This is a genomic window from Pseudomonas sp. KH_050, from assembly GCF_057838875.1.
In genome coordinates, this window is record NZ_CM174478.1 from 1163322 (window position 1) to 1182789 (window position 19468).

16 protein-coding genes and 1 pseudogene are annotated in these 19468 nt (G+C 60.3%); 11 read left to right on the forward strand and 6 right to left on the reverse strand.

Annotation, left to right across the window (positions count from 1 at the left end; translation table 11 throughout):
• The first annotated feature begins 135 nt into the window (after positions 1 to 135).
• Genes hmgA through maiA form a run of 3 tightly spaced genes read left to right on the forward strand, consistent with a single transcriptional unit; the run spans position 136 to position 3402 of the window.
• Positions 136 to 1440 (forward strand): homogentisate 1,2-dioxygenase, encoded by a 1305-nt coding sequence (gene hmgA / locus AC3IUA_RS05420; protein ID WP_489359479.1) that lies wholly within the window; start codon positions 136 to 138, stop codon positions 1438 to 1440.
• 3 nt (positions 1441 to 1443) lie between these two features.
• The gene (fahA, locus tag AC3IUA_RS05425; protein ID WP_489359480.1) at positions 1444 to 2748 is read left to right on the forward strand and encodes a fumarylacetoacetase; all 1305 of its coding nucleotides are present in this window, start codon (positions 1444 to 1446) and stop codon (positions 2746 to 2748) included.
• Positions 2749 to 2760: 12 nt separating this feature from the next.
• Positions 2761 to 3402 (forward strand): maleylacetoacetate isomerase, encoded by a 642-nt coding sequence (gene maiA, locus AC3IUA_RS05430; protein WP_489359481.1) that lies wholly within the window; start codon positions 2761 to 2763, stop codon positions 3400 to 3402.
• A 1348-nt stretch (positions 3403 to 4750) separates the two neighbouring features.
• Here maiA and AC3IUA_RS05435 read toward each other — a convergent pair.
• A complete protein-coding gene (locus tag AC3IUA_RS05435) occupies positions 4751 to 5554 on the reverse strand; it encodes a SirB1 family protein (RefSeq protein WP_489359482.1) in 804 nt (267 codons plus the stop codon).
• A gap of 182 nt (positions 5555 to 5736) precedes the next feature.
• Between AC3IUA_RS05435 and AC3IUA_RS05440 the strand changes: the two genes are divergently transcribed.
• The 4 genes from AC3IUA_RS05440 (at position 5737) to AC3IUA_RS05455 (ending at position 10058) form a co-directional block, all read left to right on the forward strand.
• Complete coding sequence (locus tag AC3IUA_RS05440; protein WP_489359483.1) at positions 5737 to 6756, forward strand: Leu/Phe/Val dehydrogenase; 1020 nt, start codon at positions 5737 to 5739, stop codon at positions 6754 to 6756.
• Positions 6757 to 6855: 99 nt separating this feature from the next.
• The gene (gene pdhA, locus AC3IUA_RS05445) at positions 6856 to 7953 is read left to right on the forward strand and encodes a pyruvate dehydrogenase (acetyl-transferring) E1 component subunit alpha (protein WP_489359484.1); all 1098 of its coding nucleotides are present in this window, start codon (positions 6856 to 6858) and stop codon (positions 7951 to 7953) included.
• Positions 7946 to 8932, forward strand: coding sequence for an alpha-ketoacid dehydrogenase subunit beta (locus tag AC3IUA_RS05450; protein WP_489359485.1), 987 nt, complete (start codon positions 7946 to 7948; stop codon positions 8930 to 8932). Before pdhA ends, AC3IUA_RS05450 begins: the two co-directional genes overlap by 8 nt.
• Before the next feature lie 16 nt (positions 8933 to 8948).
• Positions 8949 to 10058, forward strand: coding sequence for a dihydrolipoamide acetyltransferase family protein (locus AC3IUA_RS05455; RefSeq protein WP_489359486.1), 1110 nt, complete (start codon positions 8949 to 8951; stop codon positions 10056 to 10058).
• Between the two features lie 204 nt (positions 10059 to 10262).
• Here AC3IUA_RS05455 and AC3IUA_RS05460 read toward each other — a convergent pair.
• A pseudogene (locus AC3IUA_RS05460) lies at positions 10263 to 10502 on the reverse strand (YebG family protein); the annotation flags it as partial.
• A gap of 519 nt (positions 10503 to 11021) precedes the next feature.
• On the opposite strand from AC3IUA_RS05460, the gene AC3IUA_RS05465 reads away from it, so the two are divergent.
• Both AC3IUA_RS05465 and AC3IUA_RS05470 read left to right on the forward strand, forming a co-directional pair.
• On the forward strand, positions 11022 to 11327 hold the full coding sequence (locus tag AC3IUA_RS05465; protein WP_489359488.1) for a hypothetical protein: 306 nt from the start codon (positions 11022 to 11024) through the stop codon (positions 11325 to 11327).
• A 147-nt stretch (positions 11328 to 11474) separates the two neighbouring features.
• A complete protein-coding gene (locus AC3IUA_RS05470; RefSeq protein ID WP_489359489.1) occupies positions 11475 to 11975 on the forward strand; it encodes a phosphate-starvation-inducible protein PsiE in 501 nt (166 codons plus the stop codon).
• A gap of 9 nt (positions 11976 to 11984) precedes the next feature.
• Here AC3IUA_RS05470 and AC3IUA_RS05475 read toward each other — a convergent pair whose 3' ends face one another.
• The 3 genes from AC3IUA_RS05475 to AC3IUA_RS05485 form a co-directional block, all read right to left on the reverse strand.
• Positions 11985 to 12308, reverse strand: coding sequence for a DUF3509 domain-containing protein (locus tag AC3IUA_RS05475; RefSeq protein WP_489359490.1), 324 nt, complete (start codon positions 12306 to 12308; stop codon positions 11985 to 11987).
• A gap of 282 nt (positions 12309 to 12590) precedes the next feature.
• Positions 12591 to 13892 (reverse strand): serine/threonine transporter, encoded by a 1302-nt coding sequence (locus AC3IUA_RS05480; RefSeq protein WP_489359491.1) that lies wholly within the window; start codon positions 13890 to 13892, stop codon positions 12591 to 12593.
• 63 nt (positions 13893 to 13955) lie between these two features.
• Entirely contained in the window at positions 13956 to 15332 is a 1377-nt protein-coding gene (locus tag AC3IUA_RS05485; protein ID WP_489359492.1) for an L-serine ammonia-lyase, read from the reverse strand.
• Between the two features lie 135 nt (positions 15333 to 15467).
• Between AC3IUA_RS05485 and AC3IUA_RS05490 the strand changes: the two genes are divergently transcribed.
• Positions 15468 to 16415 (forward strand): LysR substrate-binding domain-containing protein, encoded by a 948-nt coding sequence (locus tag AC3IUA_RS05490; RefSeq protein ID WP_489359493.1) that lies wholly within the window; start codon positions 15468 to 15470, stop codon positions 16413 to 16415.
• A 212-nt stretch (positions 16416 to 16627) separates the two neighbouring features.
• Positions 16628 to 17038, forward strand: a complete 411-nt coding sequence (locus tag AC3IUA_RS05495; protein WP_489359494.1) for an HPF/RaiA family ribosome-associated protein — start codon at positions 16628 to 16630, stop codon at positions 17036 to 17038.
• 70 nt (positions 17039 to 17108) lie between these two features.
• Here the strand turns inward: AC3IUA_RS05495 and fecA are convergent, their stop codons facing one another.
• Positions 17109 to 19442: a TonB-dependent Fe(3+) dicitrate receptor FecA gene (gene fecA / locus AC3IUA_RS05500; protein WP_489359496.1), complete on the reverse strand. Its 2334-nt coding sequence runs from the start codon at positions 19440 to 19442 to the stop codon at positions 17109 to 17111.
• Between the last annotated feature and the right edge of the window lie 26 nt (positions 19443 to 19468).

A 19468-nucleotide genomic window follows, 5' to 3' on the forward strand; every position in this document is an offset into this window, starting at 1 on the left:
GCGTCTTTATAGCTTGACGGTCAATCTCAATCAAATTACGTTATGCGTAATTGGATTACGATAAAAACAATGCAGCGTGCCGAGGCTTCTTATTGGAGATGCGGCTCACTGCCCACTCCATTTTCAGGAGGCTCCATGACCCTCGATTCCGCGACACCAGCGCTGGCTTATCAGTCAGGCTTCGGTAATGAATTCAGTAGTGAAGCGCTATCTGGTGCATTGCCCGTCGGCCAGAACTCCCCGCAAAAGGCGCCCTACGGTCTCTACACCGAACTGTTCTCCGGCACTGCCTTTACCATGGTCCGTAGCGAAACACGGCGCACCTGGATGTACCGCATTCAGCCATCGGCCAATCATCCGGCCTTTGTGAAGCTCGATCGGCAACTGGACGGTGGCCCGCTGGGTGAGGTGACGCCCAATCGTCTGCGCTGGAATCCACTGGATATTCCTTCCGAGCCGACCGACTTCATCGACGGCCTGGTGAGCATGGCCGCCAATTCGACGGCGCAGAAACCGACCGGGATCAGCATTTATAACTACCGCGCCAACCGCTCCATGGAGCGGGTATTCTTCAATGCCGACGGCGAGCTGCTGCTGGTGCCTGAGCAAGGCCGTCTGCGCATCGCCACTGAACTGGGCGTGCTGGAACTGGAACCGCTGGAAATCGCCGTACTGCCTCGTGGTCTGAAATTCCGTGTCGAGCTGCTCGATGCCCAGGCTCGCGGATACATCGCCGAGAACCATGGCGCGCCGCTGCGCCTGCCGGATCTGGGGCCGATCGGCAGCAATGGCCTGGCCAACCCGCGGGATTTCCTGACCCCGGTCGCGCATTACGAAGACCTCAAGCAGCCGACCACCCTGGTACAGAAGTTTCTTGGCGAGCTTTGGGGTTGTGAGCTGGATCATTCGCCGCTCAACGTGGTCGCCTGGCATGGCAACAATGTGCCGTACAAATACGACCTTCGGCGTTTCAACACCATTGGTACGGTCAGTTTCGACCATCCCGATCCGTCGATCTTCACTGTCCTTACGTCGCCCACCAGCGTCCACGGCCTGGCTAACCTCGACTTCGTGATTTTCCCGCCACGCTGGATGGTGGCCGAGAACACCTTCCGTCCACCGTGGTTCCATCGCAACTTGATGAACGAGTTCATGGGCCTGATCCAGGGCAGCTACGACGCCAAGGCCGAAGGTTTCCTGCCGGGCGGCGCGTCCTTGCACAGCTGCATGAGCGCCCACGGACCGGATGGCGAAACCTGCACCAAAGCAATTGCCGCCGAGCTTTCACCGAGCAAGATCGACAACACCATGGCCTTTATGTTCGAGACCAGCCAGGTGCTGCGGCCGAGCCGTTTCGCCCTCGACTGCCCGCAGTTGCAGAACAACTATGATGCTTGCTGGGCCTCGCTGCCCGCTACTTTCAATCCGAACCGGAGATAACCGATGAATCAGCCAACCATTACTCGCAGCTGGGTTGCCTCCGCCAACGGCCACGCCGACTTCCCGCTGCAGAACCTGCCGCTGGGCGTGTTCAGTATCAAGGGCGGCACACCGCGCAGCGGCGTGGCCATCGGGGAGCATATCTTCGACCTGGAGGCGGCGCTGGGTGCCGGTCTGTTTGACGGCGCCGCACGCACGGCGGTCGAAGCCACCCTCGGCGGCCAGCTGAATGCCTTCTTCAATCTGGGCCGCAGTGCCCGGGTCGCGTTGCGCGAACGTCTGCTTGAATTGTTCGCCGAAGGCAGTACCCTGCGCGGCAAGATCGAAGCCCAAGGCGCGAAACTGCTGCCGCTGGCGGTGAACTGCCAAATGCACCTGCCGGCGAAGATCAACGATTACACCGACTTCTACGTCGGCATTGAGCACGCGCAAAACGTCGGCAAGCTGTTTCGTCCCGACAACCCGCTGCTGCCAAACTACAAATACGTACCGATCGGCTACCACGGTCGCGCTTCGACCATTCGCCCGTCGGGCACTGACGTGCGCCGGCCAAAAGGCCAGACCCTGCCGGCCGGCCAGACCGAACCGACTTTCGGCCCGTGCGCGCGCCTGGACTATGAACTGGAACTGGGCATCTGGATCGGGCAGGGCAATGAAATGGGCGACTCGATCGCCATTGGTGATGCCGCCGAACACATCGCCGGCTTCTGCCTGCTCAACGACTGGTCGGCGCGGGATATCCAGGCCTGGGAATACCAGCCGCTGGGGCCGTTCCTGTCGAAAAGCTTCATCACCAGTATTTCGCCGTGGGTGGTGACCGCTGAAGCGCTGGAGCCATTCCGGCGTGCCCAGCCGGCTCGTCCGGAAGGCGATCCACAGCCGTTGCCGTACCTGTTCGACAAGCGCGACCAGGCCGCCGGTGCCTTCGATATCGAACTGGAAGTGCTGCTGCTGACCGAGTCGATGCGCGAGCAGAACCTGCCGGCCCATCGCCTGACCTTGAGCAACACCAAACACATGTACTGGACCGTGGCGCAGATGGTCGCGCACCACAGCGTCAATGGCTGTCAGTTGCAGGCCGGTGATCTATTCGGTTCGGGCACCTTGTCGGGGCCTGAGAATGGTCAGTTCGGCAGCCTGCTGGAAATCACCGAGGGCGGCAAAAAGCCGATCGAACTGGCCTCGGGCGAGGTGCGCAAATTCCTCGAAGACGGTGACGAAATCATCCTGCGTGCGCGCTGCAGCGCTGAGGGTGTTGCCTCCATCGGTTTCGGTGAATGCCGCGGCAAAATCCTCCCGGCACGTTAAGAGGTTCGAGCCATGGAACTCTACACTTACTACCGTTCGACCTCGTCTTATCGGGTGCGAATCGCGCTGGCGCTCAAGGGCCTGGATTACCAGGCACTGCCGGTCAATCTGATCGCCCCCCAGGGCGGCGAACATCGGCAGTCGGCGTACCTGGGCATCAACCCCCAGGGCCGCGTCCCGGCTTTGCGCACCGATGAAGGCGAGCTGCTGATCCAGTCACCGGCGATCATCGAGTACCTCGAGGAACGTTATCCACAGCCGCCGCTGCTGTCCACCGACCTGGCCACCCGTGCTCACGAGCGTGGAGTGGCGTCGTTGATCGGTTGCGACATACATCCGCTGCACAACGTCAGCGTGCTCAATCTGCTGCGTCAATGGGGCCACGACGAGGTCCAGGTGGTGCAGTGGATCAGCCACTGGATCACCCAAGGGCTGGCGGCGGTCGAACACTTGATCGGCAACCAGGGTTACTGCTTCGGCGATGAGCCGGGACTGGCGGATGTTTACCTGATACCGCAGCTGTATGCGGCCGAGCGGTTCAACATTGCCCTCGAAGCCTATCCGCGGATTCGCCGGGTGGCCGCGTTGGCGGCCCAGCATCCGGCGTTTTTCAAGGCTCATCCGGCGCAGCAACCGGATACCCCGGTAACTTGAGCGGACACTGGCATTTTTTGTGGCGAGGGAGCTTGCTCCCGCTGGGTCGCGCAGCGGCCCCGATGGCGTAGAGCTTGCCCGCGAAGGCGGCCTGACAGCCGGCCTGGCGCTTCAGGGTCGGTGTACATATCCATTCCTGCGGTAACGGCCACTTAGGGTTTCGCCCTTACGGCGAGGCACTTTTGGCAAACGCCGGAGTGCCGGCCCAGCCCAAAGTACCCAAAAGGTCTCGCCCCGAGCGTATGGCACCTCGCTAAGGCTCGGTGTTCCCCGGTGTCCATCATGGGGCGCCGCAATGCGACGCAGGCAGCTGCGCTGACGACGCTTCACGCCACCCCCCTGATGAACACCTCCACTCGGCCTGCCGAAGGGGCGGGCAGATCAAAAGCCAAAGCAACGGCAAAAGCGAGGCGGCTGACCGGCCGGCTTGGATGTACGCGTCCCCTTGTAGGAGCTGCCGCAGGCTGCGATCTTTTGATCTTGATTTTGCGGGGCTTGCTTGCGATGAAGGCGGCTCTGACAAGGCCAAACCGAGTTGACGGAAAGGCTCAGGGCGTGAAGGCGGCCTGACAGCCGGCCTGGCGCTTGAGGTCGGTGTACATATCCATTTCTGCGGTTACGGCCACTTAGGGTTTCGCCCTTACGGCGAGTCACTTTTTTTCAAACGCCAAAAAAAGTAACCAAAAAACGCTCGCCCCGAGCGTACGGCACCTCGCCAAGGCTCGGTGTTCCCTCGCTCCGGTGTCCATCATGGGGCGCCGCAATGCGGCGGAGTCAGCTGCGCTGACGGCGCTACGCGCCACCCCCCTGATGAACACCTCCACTCGGCCTGCCGAAGGGGCGGGTAGATCAAGATCAAGATCAAGATCAAGATCAAAAGCCAGAGCCAGAGCCAGAGCCAGAGCGAAAGCGAACAAGCGAACAAGCGAACAAGCGAACAAGCGAAGCAAAAACCGTCCGTGACAGTTCTTCAATGGTTCTGATAAGCATTGCTCTCACAGGCTAGGACCAGGCCCCTTTTCCAGTAGAGCCGAGTGGAGGTGTCATCCAGGGGGATGGCGCGAAGCGCCCCTCGGCGAAGCCGAGTTCCGCCGCATTGCGGCGCCCCCTGGATGGCACCGGAGCGAGGGTATGCCGAGCCTGGGCGAGGGACCGGATGGAGGGGCAAGCGTTTTTTGGTTACTTTTTTTGGCGTTTGAAAAAAAGTGACTCGCCGTAAGGGCGAAACCGCCAGCAGCCGTTACCGCAGGAACGGATATGTACGCCGAAAAAGCAGCCAGCCGCCGTTACCGCTGGAACGGATATGTACTCGGTAAAACACTGGCCGCCGTTACCGCAGGAACGGTACTCAATGCACAATCGAATTCGGCGGCAAATGCCCCAGCCGTTCGGTCAGCCGCAACCGCTGGATCGGATCCTCACTAAGCAACAACGCATGCTCCAGGTCGAAACGTTCGGCATTCGGGCAGTCGAGGCGCTGGTAGAGGCTGGCACGGGCCAGGTAGTCGGAGGCGCTGGCGTTGCCCAGTTCCAGCACGCGCTCGGCGTCGATCAACGCGCCGAGGTTGTCGTCGTTGGCCAGGTGCAGCTGACGCAAGTTGCGCGACAGGCGCTGCAGCATTTGAACCGGCTCGGCGGTGAGCAAATGCTCGGCACTGAGCTTCATGTTCTGGCCATACTGGCGTTGCAGCAGATCGCGGCAGTCATTGGGATACAAGCGGCGCCCGCCACAAGGGTCGAGCAAATGATCGGCGCCCGGCACTCGCAGCAGGAAATGCCCGGGGAAGTTGACTCCGACCAACGGGATCTCCAGGCGCCTGGCCAACTCCAGGGCGATCAAGCCCAGCGCCAGGGGTTGTCCGCGTTTACGTTCCAGTACTTTATTGACCAATGCGGCCTGGGGCCGTAGCGGTGTGGCGTCATCCTGGGCGAACCTCAGGTCATTCATCCGGCGCAGCAAAGGCTGCCCGAGTTCACTCACCGGCAGCAGGGGTAAACCGCAGCTGACCCGTTGCACCAGTTCCTTGAAGTTGCGCAGCAGCACCTCTGGCTCTACCGCCGGATCATGCTCGACAGCGATCCACACCGCCGCTTCAAAGAGCGCTGGCGGAGAGCGTTGCAGACAGTCGAAAAAAGCCTGGCGCGGGGTCATCGAAATCTCCGGTCAATGCCTCGTTTTAGCCCCGTCGCAGGCTTTCGTCCAGTGCTGTACACATGAGGTTGCAGGTTATGTCTTAAAGCTTGAAATCCGCCTCGGCTTATTCTCGGGCGTTTCTGCAATCTTTCGCCACAAGCCTATACTGGCGACTAGAAGCTTGATTCGGGAGCCCGATGATGTTCGCTCTCATGCAAAGCACCCGCCTTGAATCGCTGCACCTGAGTGTCGACCCAGCGACCGGTTTGAAGGCGGTGATTGCTATCCATTGCAGTCGCCTGGGACCTGCCCTTGGCGGTTGTCGATACCTTGCCTACCCCGACGATGAAAGTGCCGTGGCGGATGCCGTGCGCCTGGCCCAGGGGATGAGTTACAAAGCTGCTTTGGCCGGACTGCCCCAAGGCGGCGGCGTAGCGGTGATTATTCGCCCGCCCCATGTCGAAAGCCGTTCCGCATTGTTTGAAGCCTTCGGTCGCTGCGTCGAACAACTCGACGGTCGCTATATCACCGCCATCGACAGCGGCACCTCGGTTGCCGACATGGATTGCATCGCCCAACAAACCCAACATGTCACCAGCACCACTGCAGCGGGCGATCCGTCGCCGCATGCCGCCATGGGTGTGTTCGCCGGAATCCGCGCCACCGCCATCGCCCGCCTGGGTATCGATAACCTCGAGGGCTTGCGGATTGCCGTTCAGGGCCTGGGCAATGTCGGTTTTGCGCTTGCCGAACAGCTGCATGCCGCCGGTGCCGAGTTGCTGGTCAGCGACATCGACCCGGGCAAAGTGCAGTTGGCCATGGAGCAACTCGGTGCCCACCCGATTGCCAACGAATCATTGCTCAGCACGCCTTGCGACATTCTTGCGCCGTGTGGCCTGGGTGGCGTGCTCAACAGTCACAGCGTCGCCCAATTGCGCTGCGCGGCGGTAGCGGGATCGGCGAACAATCAGCTGACCAATCTGCAAGTCGCCGATCAACTGGAGAACCGCGGGATTCTGTATGCGCCGGATTACGTGATCAATTCCGGCGGGCTGATTTACGTCTCGCTGAAACATCGCGGCGAGGAGTTGCCGGTCATTACGGCGCATTTGTCGAAAATCGGCGCGCGGCTGACCGAAGTCTTCGCCCACGCCCAGGCCGAAAAACGCTCCCCGGCGCGGGTCGCGGACGAGTTGGCGGAGCGTCTGCTGTATCCTTAGGAGCATAGGCTGCAACCCGGCCAACTTGCTCCACAGTCCAGCGTCACGAGCGCCGGGCTTATCAGCTTCACGCTTATCCGGCGTGCAAGGAGCTGTGCCATGCCTTGTAACAAGGTCGACCTTCCCTACACCCGTTATTTATCCCCCAATGGCCAACTGCTCGGTGAACTGCCTGCCTGGGCGGATGATTTCAATCTGCTGACGCACCTCTACCGGCAGATGGTGCTGACTCGCCTGTTCGATCAGAAAGCTGTCGCCCTGCAACGTACCGGACGCATCGGTACCTACGCGCCGACCCTCGGCCAAGAGGCGATCGGCGTGGCGATCGGCAGCCTGATGCACGCCGAAGATGTGCTGGTGCCGTATTACCGCGACACCGCCGTGCAGTTGATGCGCGGGGTGCGAATGGAAGAAATCCTCCTGTACTGGGGCGGTGACGAGCGCGGCAGCCACTTTGCCGAGCCTGCGGTGGCTCAGGACTTTCCCATCTGCGTACCGATTGCGACCCAGGCGCTGCATGCCTGCGGAGTCGCCAGCGCGTTCAAGATCCGCGGCGAACACCGGGTGGCGGTGACCACCTGCGGCGACGGCGCCACCAGCAAGGGCGACTTTCTCGAGTCTCTTAACGTGGCGGGTGCCTGGCAGTTGCCGGTGGTGTTCGTGATCAACAACAACCAGTGGGCGATCTCGGTGCCGCGGCGGATTCAGTGCGGTGCGCCGACTCTGGCGCAGAAGGCGATCGGCGCCGGGTTCCATGGTGAACAGGTCGACGGCAATGACCTTCTGGCAGTCTATGACCGTATGCAAGTCGCTCTGGAACGGGCGCGTCACGGCAAAGGTCCGGTGTTGCTGGAATGCGTGAGTTATCGCCTCGGCGACCACACCACTGCCGACGATGCCACGCGCTATCGCTCCGCCGAGGAGGTCAAGCACGCTTGGCTCGAAGAGCCGATCAAACGCCTGCAAACCTTCATGGCCGGGCAGGGCATCTGGGACGAAGGTCGCGAGCAGGCGCTGATTGCCGAGTGCCAGGGGCTGGTGCAACGCGCAGTGGATAACTTCGACGCGGCCGGCATTCAGCCGCCCGAAACGCTGATGGATTACGTCTACGCACAATGGCCGGCAGTCATGGCCGATCAGCGCGAATGGTTTCTCGAACGGGCAGCCCGGCGCGCGGGAGGTGCGGCTCATGAGTGACGTCAAAGTCAGCCAGCTCGAAGCGGTGAACCTGGCCCTGCATCGAGCCATGGGCGAGGACGAAAATGTCATCGTTCTGGGCGAAGACGTCGGCGTGAACGGCGGGGTGTTTCGCGCCACCCTGGGGCTGCGGGACAGCTTCGGCTTCAAGCGGGTGATCGACTCACCGCTGGCCGAAACCATGCTCGGCGGGCTGGTGATAGGCATGGCCGCCCAAGGTTTGAAACCGGTGGTGGAAATCCAGTTCATGGGCTTCATCTACGCCACCATGGAGCACCTGGTGTCCCACGCCAGTCGCATGCGCAACCGTACGCGGGGACGGATCACCTGCCCGATGGTGCTGCGCTCCCCGATGGGGGCCGGGATTCGTGCGCCGGAGCATCACAGTGAGAGTACCGAGGCGTTGTTCGCGCATATTCCGGGGCTGCGAGTGCTGATCCCATCTTCGCCGGCCCGGGCCTATGGCCTACTGCTGGCGGCCATTGACGATCCGGATCCGGTGGTGTTTCTGGAACCGACCCGGCTCTACCGCATGAACCCGCAACCGCTGGTCGATGACGGCAAGCGCCTGCCGCTCGATAGCTGTTTCACCTTGCGCGAAGGCAGCGATATCACCTTGATCAGCTGGGGCGCCAGCGTCATGGAAACGCTGCAGGCCGCCACCGCACTGGCCGAGCAGGGCGTGTCGGCGGAAGTGATCGACGTCGCCTGCATCAAACCCTTGGACCTCGACACCCTGGAGGCCTCGGTGCGCAAAACCGGTCGTTGCGTGATTATCCATGAAGCGCCGCGCTCCTGCGGTGTCGGTGCGGAAATCGCTGCCAGCCTCTACGAGCGGGCGTTGCTGGAATTGCAGGCGCCCATCCTGCGGGTTACTGCGCCGGATATCCCGCCACCGCTGTATCGGCTCGAGCAACTGTATATTCCCAGCGTTGAAGACATTCTTCACGCCTGCGATAGCGTGCTGAATTTCGCCTGAGCCCGAGGAAGGAGTGATGAAATTTTTCAAACTGCCCGATCTGGGCGAAGGTCTTCAGGAAGCGGAAATCGTCAAGTGGCACGTCAAGGTTGGCGATACGGTCAAGGCCGATCAATTGCTGGTCTCGGTGGAAACTGCCAAGGCACTGGTGGATATCCCCGCGCCCTATGGCGGAGTGGTCGCGAAAACCTACGGCGCTGAAGGCGACATCCTGCATGTTGGCGAGCCATTGCTTGGTTATGAAGGCGAGGCGGATGCCAGTACGGTGGTCGGGCGCCTGGAAGGGGGTGGCAGCGGCCAGGTCGATCAGTTTTTCGTCGGCGCGGCCCCCTCGACGCGTGAGCACATGACCACCCGCGCCACCCCGGCGGTACGGCAATTGGCCCGGCAACTGGGGATCGACTTGAGCGGGTTGAGCGGCTCCGGCGTTGATGGCCTGATCACCCGCAGCGATGTCGAGGGTGCATCGCGGACCGAGCGCGAAAAATTCGGCGGCGAGAAGCTGCGTGGCGTGCGTCGCAGCATGGCGCTGAACATGGCCAGGTCCCACGCCGAAGTAGTGCCGGTGACGATCTTCGGGGATGCCGACTTGCATCGCTGGGGCCAGGCCCGGGATCCGTTGATTCGCCTGGCCAAGGCCATGGCCGCCGCCTGTGCGGTAGAACCGGTGTTGAACAGTGCGTTCGACGGCAAGTCGTTGTCGATCAAGCAGCACCAGACGCTCGACCTGGGCATCGCCGTGGACACGTCGGACGGATTGTTCGTGCCGGTGCTGCGCGACGTCGGCAAGCGTGCGTCGGCCGACCTTAAAGAGGGCATGAATCGATTGCGCGCCGACGTCCAGGCGCGCTCGATACCGCCCCAGGAGATGATGGGCGCGACCCTGACCCTGTCCAATTTCGGCACCTTGTTCGGGCGCTACGCCAACCCGGTAGTGGTGCCGCCACAAGTGGCAATTCTCGCCGCCGGCGCCATTCGCGATGAACCGGTCGCGATGAACGGCAAGGTCGTGGTGCATCCGATCCTGCCACTGTCGCTGACCTTCGATCACCGGGCGGTGACCGGCGGCGAGGCGGCCCGGTTCTTCAAGACGCTGGTCGAGGCGTTGGAAAAACCTGAGGATTAAACTTTCCTGCAAGCCTGAAAAAGGCCCTGAGTCAGTGACTCAGGGCCTATTCAATTCGGGCGTTGCTTACTTCGCGGGTTTGGCGGCTTTCACGGCTTTTGCGGGCTTGACGGGCTCCGCTGCTTCAGTTGCTTCAACTGGCTCAGCTGCTGCAGTTGCTTCAACCGGTTCAGCTACTTCGACTACTTCAGCCGGCACGTTGAGCAACTCGGACAGGGCGTCCGGCTGGCTCTTGAATGCCTTGGCGAACACATCGCGGTTTTTCGCCATATAGATCCCGGCTTCTTCCACTTGCTGCTCGGTCAGCGACGGAACGGCTTTTTGCAACACTTCAGCCAGCAACTCGGCGAGTTCGAGCATTTTGTCATGACGGTCAGCTTCGGCTTTATCCATGAACAAACGCTCCAGATCTCGGCTGCTGCGGTATACCACTTCGACGGCCATTCACCACCTCACATGCCTTCACGAAAATTGTTTTTTGCGACTACTGTATTTTTATACAGCTAAAAGGATAAGCGAATCCGGGCGCTTTGGGTAGTGGCTTTTTAATGTAGCTGTGTTTTAAGGTTTGTCAGGGAGGCTGTGTTGCCTGGCCACTGTGGGAGCGAGCAAGCTCGCTCCCACAAAGGACCACGTTTCCGGGCGAAGTCATCGGAAATTTCCCGCGGATTGTGGCGGTTTGTGTGAACTGGCGAGGGATTGGCTTCGTCGATAGGCTTTGGGTGTCACTGCAAATTCAGTGACAGGGTGTAGGAACCCTTTAATACGAGAGACGCGTTTAGCGTCGACACCTGATTGCGGCGATTAACGTGCGTCCGTAAGATCAGTTTCGGCGGCTGTGCGCGGGCACGTTTCGACGTGGCCGAGTCTCTCTGGTACTCGGTATTCCTACCCCGCGTATAGCTGCCACCCAAGCCCGTAGGAAGGCCGTTGGCAGCTCCCATGCATCACTGGAGCTCTCAAATGAAAACACTTACCCCCGATCCACCTTTTTCCACCCATCGCTACATGCCCCTCACCAGCAACGATTGCGATATCCCGACCCTGTTCGTCGACACCCAGGCGCCACTCGATGTGCTGCAAGACGCTGCCGATTACCGCATCCGTGCCGTCACTCAGCTGATGGAGAATCTGGCCATGCGCGAGGAGATTCATACCGATGCGGTGATCCTCCACGACTTCGCGCGGCTCTGCGCCATTGCGCTGCGCGATGGGTGTGATTTGCTGGACGTGATCGGTCGACGGTTACAGGCGCAGATCTCGAAGTAGGCACAAGTCAGACAGACACCCCAGAAAGTGCCTCATGCCAACCCGCCACCATCTCACCTATCACTCTCTGGCCTTTTTTCTGCATGCAGATCAACCGTCACATCAAACCCGCATGATCCGGTCGAACCGACCTAAGGAAGTACTATCGTGAAAATCAATTGGGCCGAGAACCTGCGGCAAAACGTCCACGAAGTGGCCGAATCCCTGGGCAATCTGTTTGTCGAGACCTTCCACTACCTGGCGCTGTTCGCCATTGGTGCGGTAACGGCCTGGGCTGCGGTGATGGAATTTCTGCAGATGATCGAAGAGGGTCATATCAAGATCGATGACATTCTGCTGCTGTTCATCTACCTCGAGCTGGGTGCGATGGTTGGCATTTACTTCAAGACCAACCACATGCCGGTGCGCTTCCTGATCTATGTGGCGATCACTGCGCTGACCCGTTTGCTGATTTCCAATGTGTCGCACCACAGCCCGCCAGACCTGGGGATTATTTATCTGTGCGGTGGGATTTTGCTGCTGGCGTTTGCGATTCTGGTGGTGCGTTACGCCTCGTCGCAGTTCCCTTCGGTGAAAGTCGAACGCCCGCAACGCAAGGGCAGAACGGGTTCGGTCGAGTACCTGGAAGTGGAGAAGGGCGAGATTTAGATCCAGTCTTTAAATACCCGCGCGCGAGGGCTGGCTGGCTGACCGGCCTTTACGCGATAGCGGCAGATTGAGGGTATCGCTGTCGGTCATGGCTTCGAGAATCGCCATGGCGCTGTGGCCATGTTCGATGGCGATGCCGAACTGAATACTTTGCACCAGCCGTTTCAGGCGCTGCGGGTCATTGCGTTGTTCAGCACTGATTATCCGTTTGGCCACCACGTGGCCGGCGTTGGAAAGGGTCAGCATGATGCTGCCGTCGAGCCCCTGAATGCTCAGGTTGACCTGATAGTTGGGGGCGAAAGCGTCGGTAATAATCTGAAATGGATTGTCCATGTTGCGTCACCGCCTGATTGGAACATGCAGTCATTGACCGGCTGTGATCAGGATAAGTTCGCAATTCCGGACCACCGGCTAGCCGTTCGCTGAGGTTTCAAACCTCCATTCCCTCATGACTGAACAAAGCAAAGGGCATGCCGCAATATCGTTCAATCCGCTGTGCTCAACACTTGTGGCGAGGGAGCAAGCTCCCTCGCCACAAGTGCGAAATTCGTCTCGAAATCCTTAACTGACTGGCATTGGCAGGCCCACTTTCCCGCCTTTCATGCGGTGCCCGTTTCAGGGCATAAACGAGAAGATGATCGCTGACAGTGCCACCAAACCGATCACGACCACGAACACATTCGACAGCGGCCCGGAGTACTGGCGCAGTGCCGGTACCCGACGAATCGCATACATCGGCATCAGGAACAGCAGGCAGGCGATGATCGGTCCGCCAAGGGTTTCGATCATCCCGAGGATGCTCGGGTTGAAGGTTGCCACGGCCCAGCAGGTGAGCACCATGAACAGCGCGGTCGCACGGTTCAGCCAGTTCGCCGACATGACCCGGCCGCGGCTGCGCAGGCTTTTCACGATCAAACCCTGGAAGCCTTCGCTGGCGCCGATGTAGTGGCCGAGGAAGGATTTGGTGATGGCCACCAGCGCGATCAAGTGTGCGGCATAGGCGATGACCGGGGTCTGGAAGTGGTTGGCCAGGTAGGACAGGATCGAGATGTTCTGCGCCTTGGCAGCCGCCAGGTCCGCGGGAGACAACGCCAGCACGCAGCTGAAGCAGAAGAACATCACCGTCAGCACCATCATGCTGTGGGCGATCGCGAGGATGCCGCTGCTCTTGCGTTCGGCCTGATCGCCGTAACGTTGTTTCTGGTCGAGCGCAAAGGCGGAAATGATCGGCGAATGGTTGAACGAGAACACCATCACGGGAATCGCCAGCCACAGGGTTTTGAAGAACATTGGCAGCGACATGCCTTCGCTGGCGGAGGCGAAGAACGAACCGTTCCAGCTGGGGATCAGGCTCAAGCCGAGCAGCAGCAGGGCCGCGACGAACGGGTAGACCAGCACGCTCATGGCCTTGACGATCACACTCTGGCCACAGCGCACGATGGCCATCAAGCCGAGGATCAGCAGCAGCGAGAGGATCGCCCGTGGTGGCGGGGTGATGTGCAGCTGATGCTCCATGAAACTGCTCAGGGTGTTGGTCAGCGCCACGCTGTACACCAGCAGGATCGGGAAGATCGCAAAGAAGTACAGCAGGGTGATCAGCTTGCCGGCGCCAACGCCGAAGTGTTCTTCAACCACTTCGGTGATGTCGCCGGAACGCCCGGACAACACAAAGCGGGTCAGGCCTCGGTGGGCGAAGAAGGTCATCGGGAAGGCCAACACGGCCAGCACCAGCAGCGGCCAGAAACCGCCTACGCCAGCGTTGATCGGCAGGAACAAGGTGCCCGCGCCGATCGCTGTGCCATAGAGGCCGAGCATCCAGGTGGTGTCGTGTTTGCTCCAGCTATTGCTGGTCGCAACTGTGTGTCGTGAAACGTCTACAGCGGGATTATCGGCAGCAGGTGTACGTACATCGGTCATCGGTATCGCCTCGTTATTGTTCTTGCTCGGGCTCACGCGGGAATGACGGTCAGGGAATGCGTCTCAGCATTCCACCCAGCTCACCGCCAGGCCGCCCCGTGAAGTCTCTTTGTATTTGTCATGCATATCGGCGCCGGTATCGCGCATGGTGCGGATCACCCGGTCCAGGGAAATGAAATGTTTGCCGTCGCCGCGCAGGGCCATTTGCGTGGCGTTGATCGCCTTCACGGCGGCGATTGCGTTGCGTTCGATGCACGGCACTTGCACCAGTCCGCCGACCGGGTCGCAGGTCAGCCCCAGATTGTGTTCCAGGCCGATCTCGGCGGCGTTTTCCAGTTGCTCCGGGGTGGCGCCGAGGATATCGGCGAGGCCGGCGGCGGCCATTGCGCAGGCAGAGCCGACCTCACCCTGGCAGCCGACTTCGGCACCGGAGATCGAGGCGTTTTTCTTGCACAGGATTCCCACCGCCGCAGCACCGAGAAAGAACGCCACGACATCGTCGTCGCAGGCTTCAGGATTGAACTTCATGTAGTAATGCAGCACGGCCGGGATGATCCCGGCGGCGCCATTGGTAGGCGCGGTAACCATGCGCCCGCCGGCGGCATTTTCTTCGTTCACGGCCAGGGCAAACAGGTTGACCCATTCCATTGCCGACAAGGTCGAACTGATGACATTCGGCTTGCCGATTTCCAGCAGGCTGCGGTGCAGTTTCGCTGCCCGGCGCGGCACATTCAGGCCACCTGGCAGGATGCCTTCGTGGCGCAGACCTTGCTCGACGCACTCGCGCATAACCGACCAGATATGCAGCAGGCCACTGCGGATTTGCGCGTCACTGCGCCAGGCCCGTTCATTGGCCATCATCAATTCGGAAACCCGCAGGCCATGCTGGTTGCAGAGAGAGAGCAGTTCAGCGGCGCTGGAAAAATCGTAAGGCAACTCGACATCAGCGGCAGGAGAGACCCCGGATTCGGCTTCGGCCGCTTCGACAATGAAACCACCACCGACCGAGTACCAGGTCTGTTCCCAGAGCTCGCCGGTTTCGCCAAAAGCCGTCAGAGACATGGCATTCGGGTGGTAGGGCAGGCTTTCGTCGAGCAACAGCAAATCGCGCTGCCAGTCGAAGGCAATGGTCGAGCGACCGCCCAGTGACAATTCACCGGACTCATGCAGCTGCTGAATGCGCGGGCCGATGCTGGTCGGATCAATGCTGTCGGGCCACTCGCCCATCAGCCCCATCACGCAGGCACGGTCGGTCGCATGGCCGACGCCGGTGGCGGAGAGTGAACCGTACAGGCGGATTTCCACCCGTCGAACCTCATCCAGCAGACCTTGGTCAAACAGCGATTGGGCGAAGGTCGCGGCGGCCCGCATAGGGCCGACGGTATGGGAGCTGGACGGCCCGATACCGACTTTGAATAGATCGAAAACACTGATAGCCATGCTAAACCCTTACAAGCAATGGAGTAGAAATCGCTGCCATTTTTTGTAGGACGAGCGCAATGTCGGCGATACTGCCTCTCTCGGTCCTGGGTGACCAACGAAACTTTCTAAGACAGCCTTTAGCAGGACTAAACGATGAGTCGTCAACTTCATGCCCAGACTTACGTCTGGTTGCATGTGTTTTCATGCGCAGCGCGTCACCTGTCCTTCACCCGTTGCGCGGAAGAACTGCACATCACGCCGGGTGCGGTCAGTCAGCAGATTCGGCAACTGGAAGAACGGCTGGGTTTTCGCCTGTTTCACCGTCGCGCCCGGGGCGTCGAGTTGAGCGCCGAAGGCCAGCGACTGGCCATTACGGTCAACGAGGCCTACGGCAACATCGATGCGGAATTACGACGACTGGACGCCGGGATGATCAGCGGGATTTTACGGCTACGCTCGATTCCGTCGTTCCTGAGCAAGTGGCTGACCCCGCGCCTGCCGCGTTTGCAGCAGCGTTTCCCGGATATCCAATTGCGTCTGGTGGCCGAGGACAGCAGCGTGCCGTTGCATGAAGGCGACTTCGATCTGGCTATTGACCTGAATGACGGCAGTTATCCCGGATTGTTATCCACAGCCTTGCTCGACGAGCAGATTTTCCCGGTGTGTGCTCCCAGCCTGCTGCGTGGCCGACCGCCACTACACGGGCCGGCGGACCTGATGCATTTTCCGTTGCTGCATGACATCACCGCCTGGCGCGGCAGTTATGAATACGCGGAGTGGGAGTTCTACCTGAACGCCATCGGCTTCGAGGGCGCGGATGTGCGACGCGGGCATACCTTCAATCGCAACCACCTGACGATTGAGGCGGCGATTGCCGGTATGGGCGTGGCCATTGCCCGTCGCACATTGCTCAATGACGAACTGGAACGCGGTACGTTGATCGTGCCGTTTGGTCTCGCGGTGCCCAATCACAAGCGCTATGTACTGCTCTATGCGCCGGGTGCGCTGAGCCATCCGGGCGTGCGCGCGGTGCATGACTGGCTGGTGGAGGAGGCAGGAATTTTTCGCAGCCTGCACCCCTTGGGCGAGGGGCAGTTGTGAAGAATGGAGAGGGGAAGCCGGTGCGACCCGACTCCCGACCTTAACAGCGCATTTGTCCTTTGTCCGGCTTTTTTTGCGAATCCGAAATTATCTTTTTTTAGGGGTTGAATTGTTTTGCGAGCAGACCGATTGTGTAAGCAAGAGGTCACGGTGAACACGCCCAAAGGCAACCGGGGAGCCTCTCGCGAGCTAGCTGAAATAAGGGATGAACTATGCAAATCCAAGTCAATAGCGATAACCATATTCAAAGCAGCATCCGACTGGAGGAGTGGGTACGTACTACCATTGAGAGCACGCTTGACCGATACGAAGAAGACCTGACACGGGTCGAGGTTCACCTGCGGGACGAGAACGGCGATAAACCCGGTCCCCACGATATGCGCTGCCAGCTGGAAGCGCGGCCAAAAGGCCATCAACCGATTTCGGTCACCCATACAGCTGCTTCGCTGGAACTGGCGATCGAGGGTGCAGCCACCAAACTCGAACATGCACTGGAACACCTGTTCGGCAAACTGCGTGGCAAACCACGTGCTGCTGTGGTGCCAATCGGATCTCGCGCCCATGCCGATGTGCTGCTGGAAGAAGAATTTCTCGAGAATGAACAGGCTGCGCAAAACGGCTGAAGCCTGACTGACTTTTTACCTTTCCATTGAAAACGGGCCTGCTTAAGCAGGCCCGTTTTGGTTTGGGCGCTTAGAAAGCCACCGACGTCTGCACATACACCGTCCGCGGTTCCCCCACGTATTTGCCCTTGTTGTTGTCATCGAACGACCGGGTGAAGTACTGGTGGTTGAAGATGTTTTTGATCCCCACCGCTACATTCAAGTCTGCCAGTTGCGGTCCGAAGTCGTAGGCCGCGCGGCTGCTGAACAGCACGTAGCCCGGAATCTTCCCAGTGCTGCCATCGGCGCTTTCTGCCGAGGTGTTGGCATTGTCGGCGAACTGGTCGCTCTGATAGCTGCTGTCCAGGTTCAGTTTCCAGGCGCCTTCGGTATAACCGACGCCGATCGTGCCTTTATGTTTCGAAGAGAACGGTACGCGATTGCCTTTGTTCGGCCCGTCTTCGCGGATGGTCGCATCAACATAGGCATAGGTGGCGTACACATCGAAACCGGCCAGTGCCGGGCTCAAATCATCGAGGGCATAGTTGACACTGGTTTCGATGCCTTGATGGCGGGTTTCGCCCCGGGCGATCACCGAGTCGTTGGTCTGGTTGCTTTCGTACTGGTTGTCGAAGTTGATCAGGAACGCGCCGATCTCGGCGCGCAATGCACCGTTGTCGTAACGGGTGCCAAGCTCCCAGGTGCGAGCTTTCTCGGGTTTGACTTCGCCGCTGGTCACCCGGTTAGGCATCTGACTGTACTGCACGCTGCCGAATGAGCCTTCGGTATTGGCGTAGAGGTTCCAGCTGTCAGTCAGGTGATAAAGCACGTTCAACGCCGGCAGTGCGGTGTTGTAGTCGCCCTTGAATTTCACGTTGGTCAGGTTGTTAGTCTGCTGCGACTCGATCATCTCGTAGCGGATGCCCGGCGTGATCGTCCACTTGCCGATGTCGATCCGGTCGTCGACGAAGAACGCATTGGCTTCGGTACCGCCACGGGTGTCACGGTCATTGCGGCTGTTGGTGGTCGGGTATTCGTTGCTGGCGATCGGCGTGCGGTAGCGCAGTTCGTGGCCGGCCTCGTTGATGTAGCGATAGCCAACGCCCACTTCATGACGGGTGGGGCCGAGATCGAAGCCTTGGGCGAATCGGGTTTCCAGACCTCGCACCCAGTACTCCCGAGGCGACAGCGAGAGGAATGTGCCCTGATCCAGATAGCCACTACGCAAGGTTTTGGTGAAGAAGGTGTTGGCGGTGAATTCCCGGCGATCTTCCTGGTAGCGATAACCGAAGTTGAACATCGTCCGACGGCCCCAGAACTGGTCTTTCGGGCGGGTCGACTGGTACGGGTCGGCATCGTAGTCGGCGACGTTCAGGCCGCCGGGCATGTCCGCCTTGCCCTCGTAATACTGCGCCATGGCGTTAAAGCTGTTGGCGTCGTCGAGTTGGTATTGGCCCTTGAGTATCAGATCGTCAATTTCGCTATCGCTGTGTTCGCGCCAGTCGCCCCCGCGGGTGCCCGAGTACAGAATCGCGCCGCCCAGGCCGTTATCGGCGGTGCCACCGGCCAGCAGGTTGCCGGTGGTCTTGAAACCGTCGTGGCTGGAGGAAGGGCTGGTTTCAGTCTGCAAGCCACCCTTGACTGTCGGTGCATCGGGAATCGCGCGGGTCACGAAGTTGACCACGCCACCGACGTTCTGCGGGCCGTAGCGCACCGCACCGCCGCCGCGCACCACATCCACTGCGTCCATGTTGCCCATGCTGATCGGGGCGAACGACAGCTGTGGCTGGCCGTAAGGTGCGAAGGGCACCGGGATGCCGTCCATCAGCACCGTCGAACGCGACGCCAACCGTGGATTGAGGCCGCGAATGCCGAAGTTCAGCGCCATGTCATGGCTGCCGGTGCCGTTGTTGTCCGGTGCGTTGACCCCGGGGATGCGGTTGAGCACGTCCCTGGCCTGGGTCGCGCCCTGGCGTTCAAACTCTTCGCGACGGATTACGTCGCGAGCGCCGGGATGCTCGAAGACGTTGGTTTGCGCCGCGTCACCCAGCCAGTCGCCGACCACTTTCGAGGTGTCCAGCTCCAGCGCGGCATCATCCACTGGCTGCAGGCTGAAGGCGTTGTTGCCCTCGGCGCGGGCTTGCAGGCCGGTGCCTTCAAGCAAGGCGTTCAAGCCTTGCGAGGGGGTGTAGTTGCCTTCCAGACCGCGACTCTGCACGCCGCTGGTGACTAGCGAGCCAAAGGAAATCAGCACACCGGCTTCACGGCCGAACTGGTTGAGCGCGTTTTCCAGCGAGGACGGTGCGATGTGGTATGGCTTGGCGTCTGCGGCATGTCCCGGCGCCACGGCGCAAAAACTCAGGCTGGCGCCCAGTAGAAGTTGGCGCAAGGTACGGGCCAGCGGTGTGAGGCGGGTGGGTTGCATGGATGACGATCCTGAGAAGGTAAAAA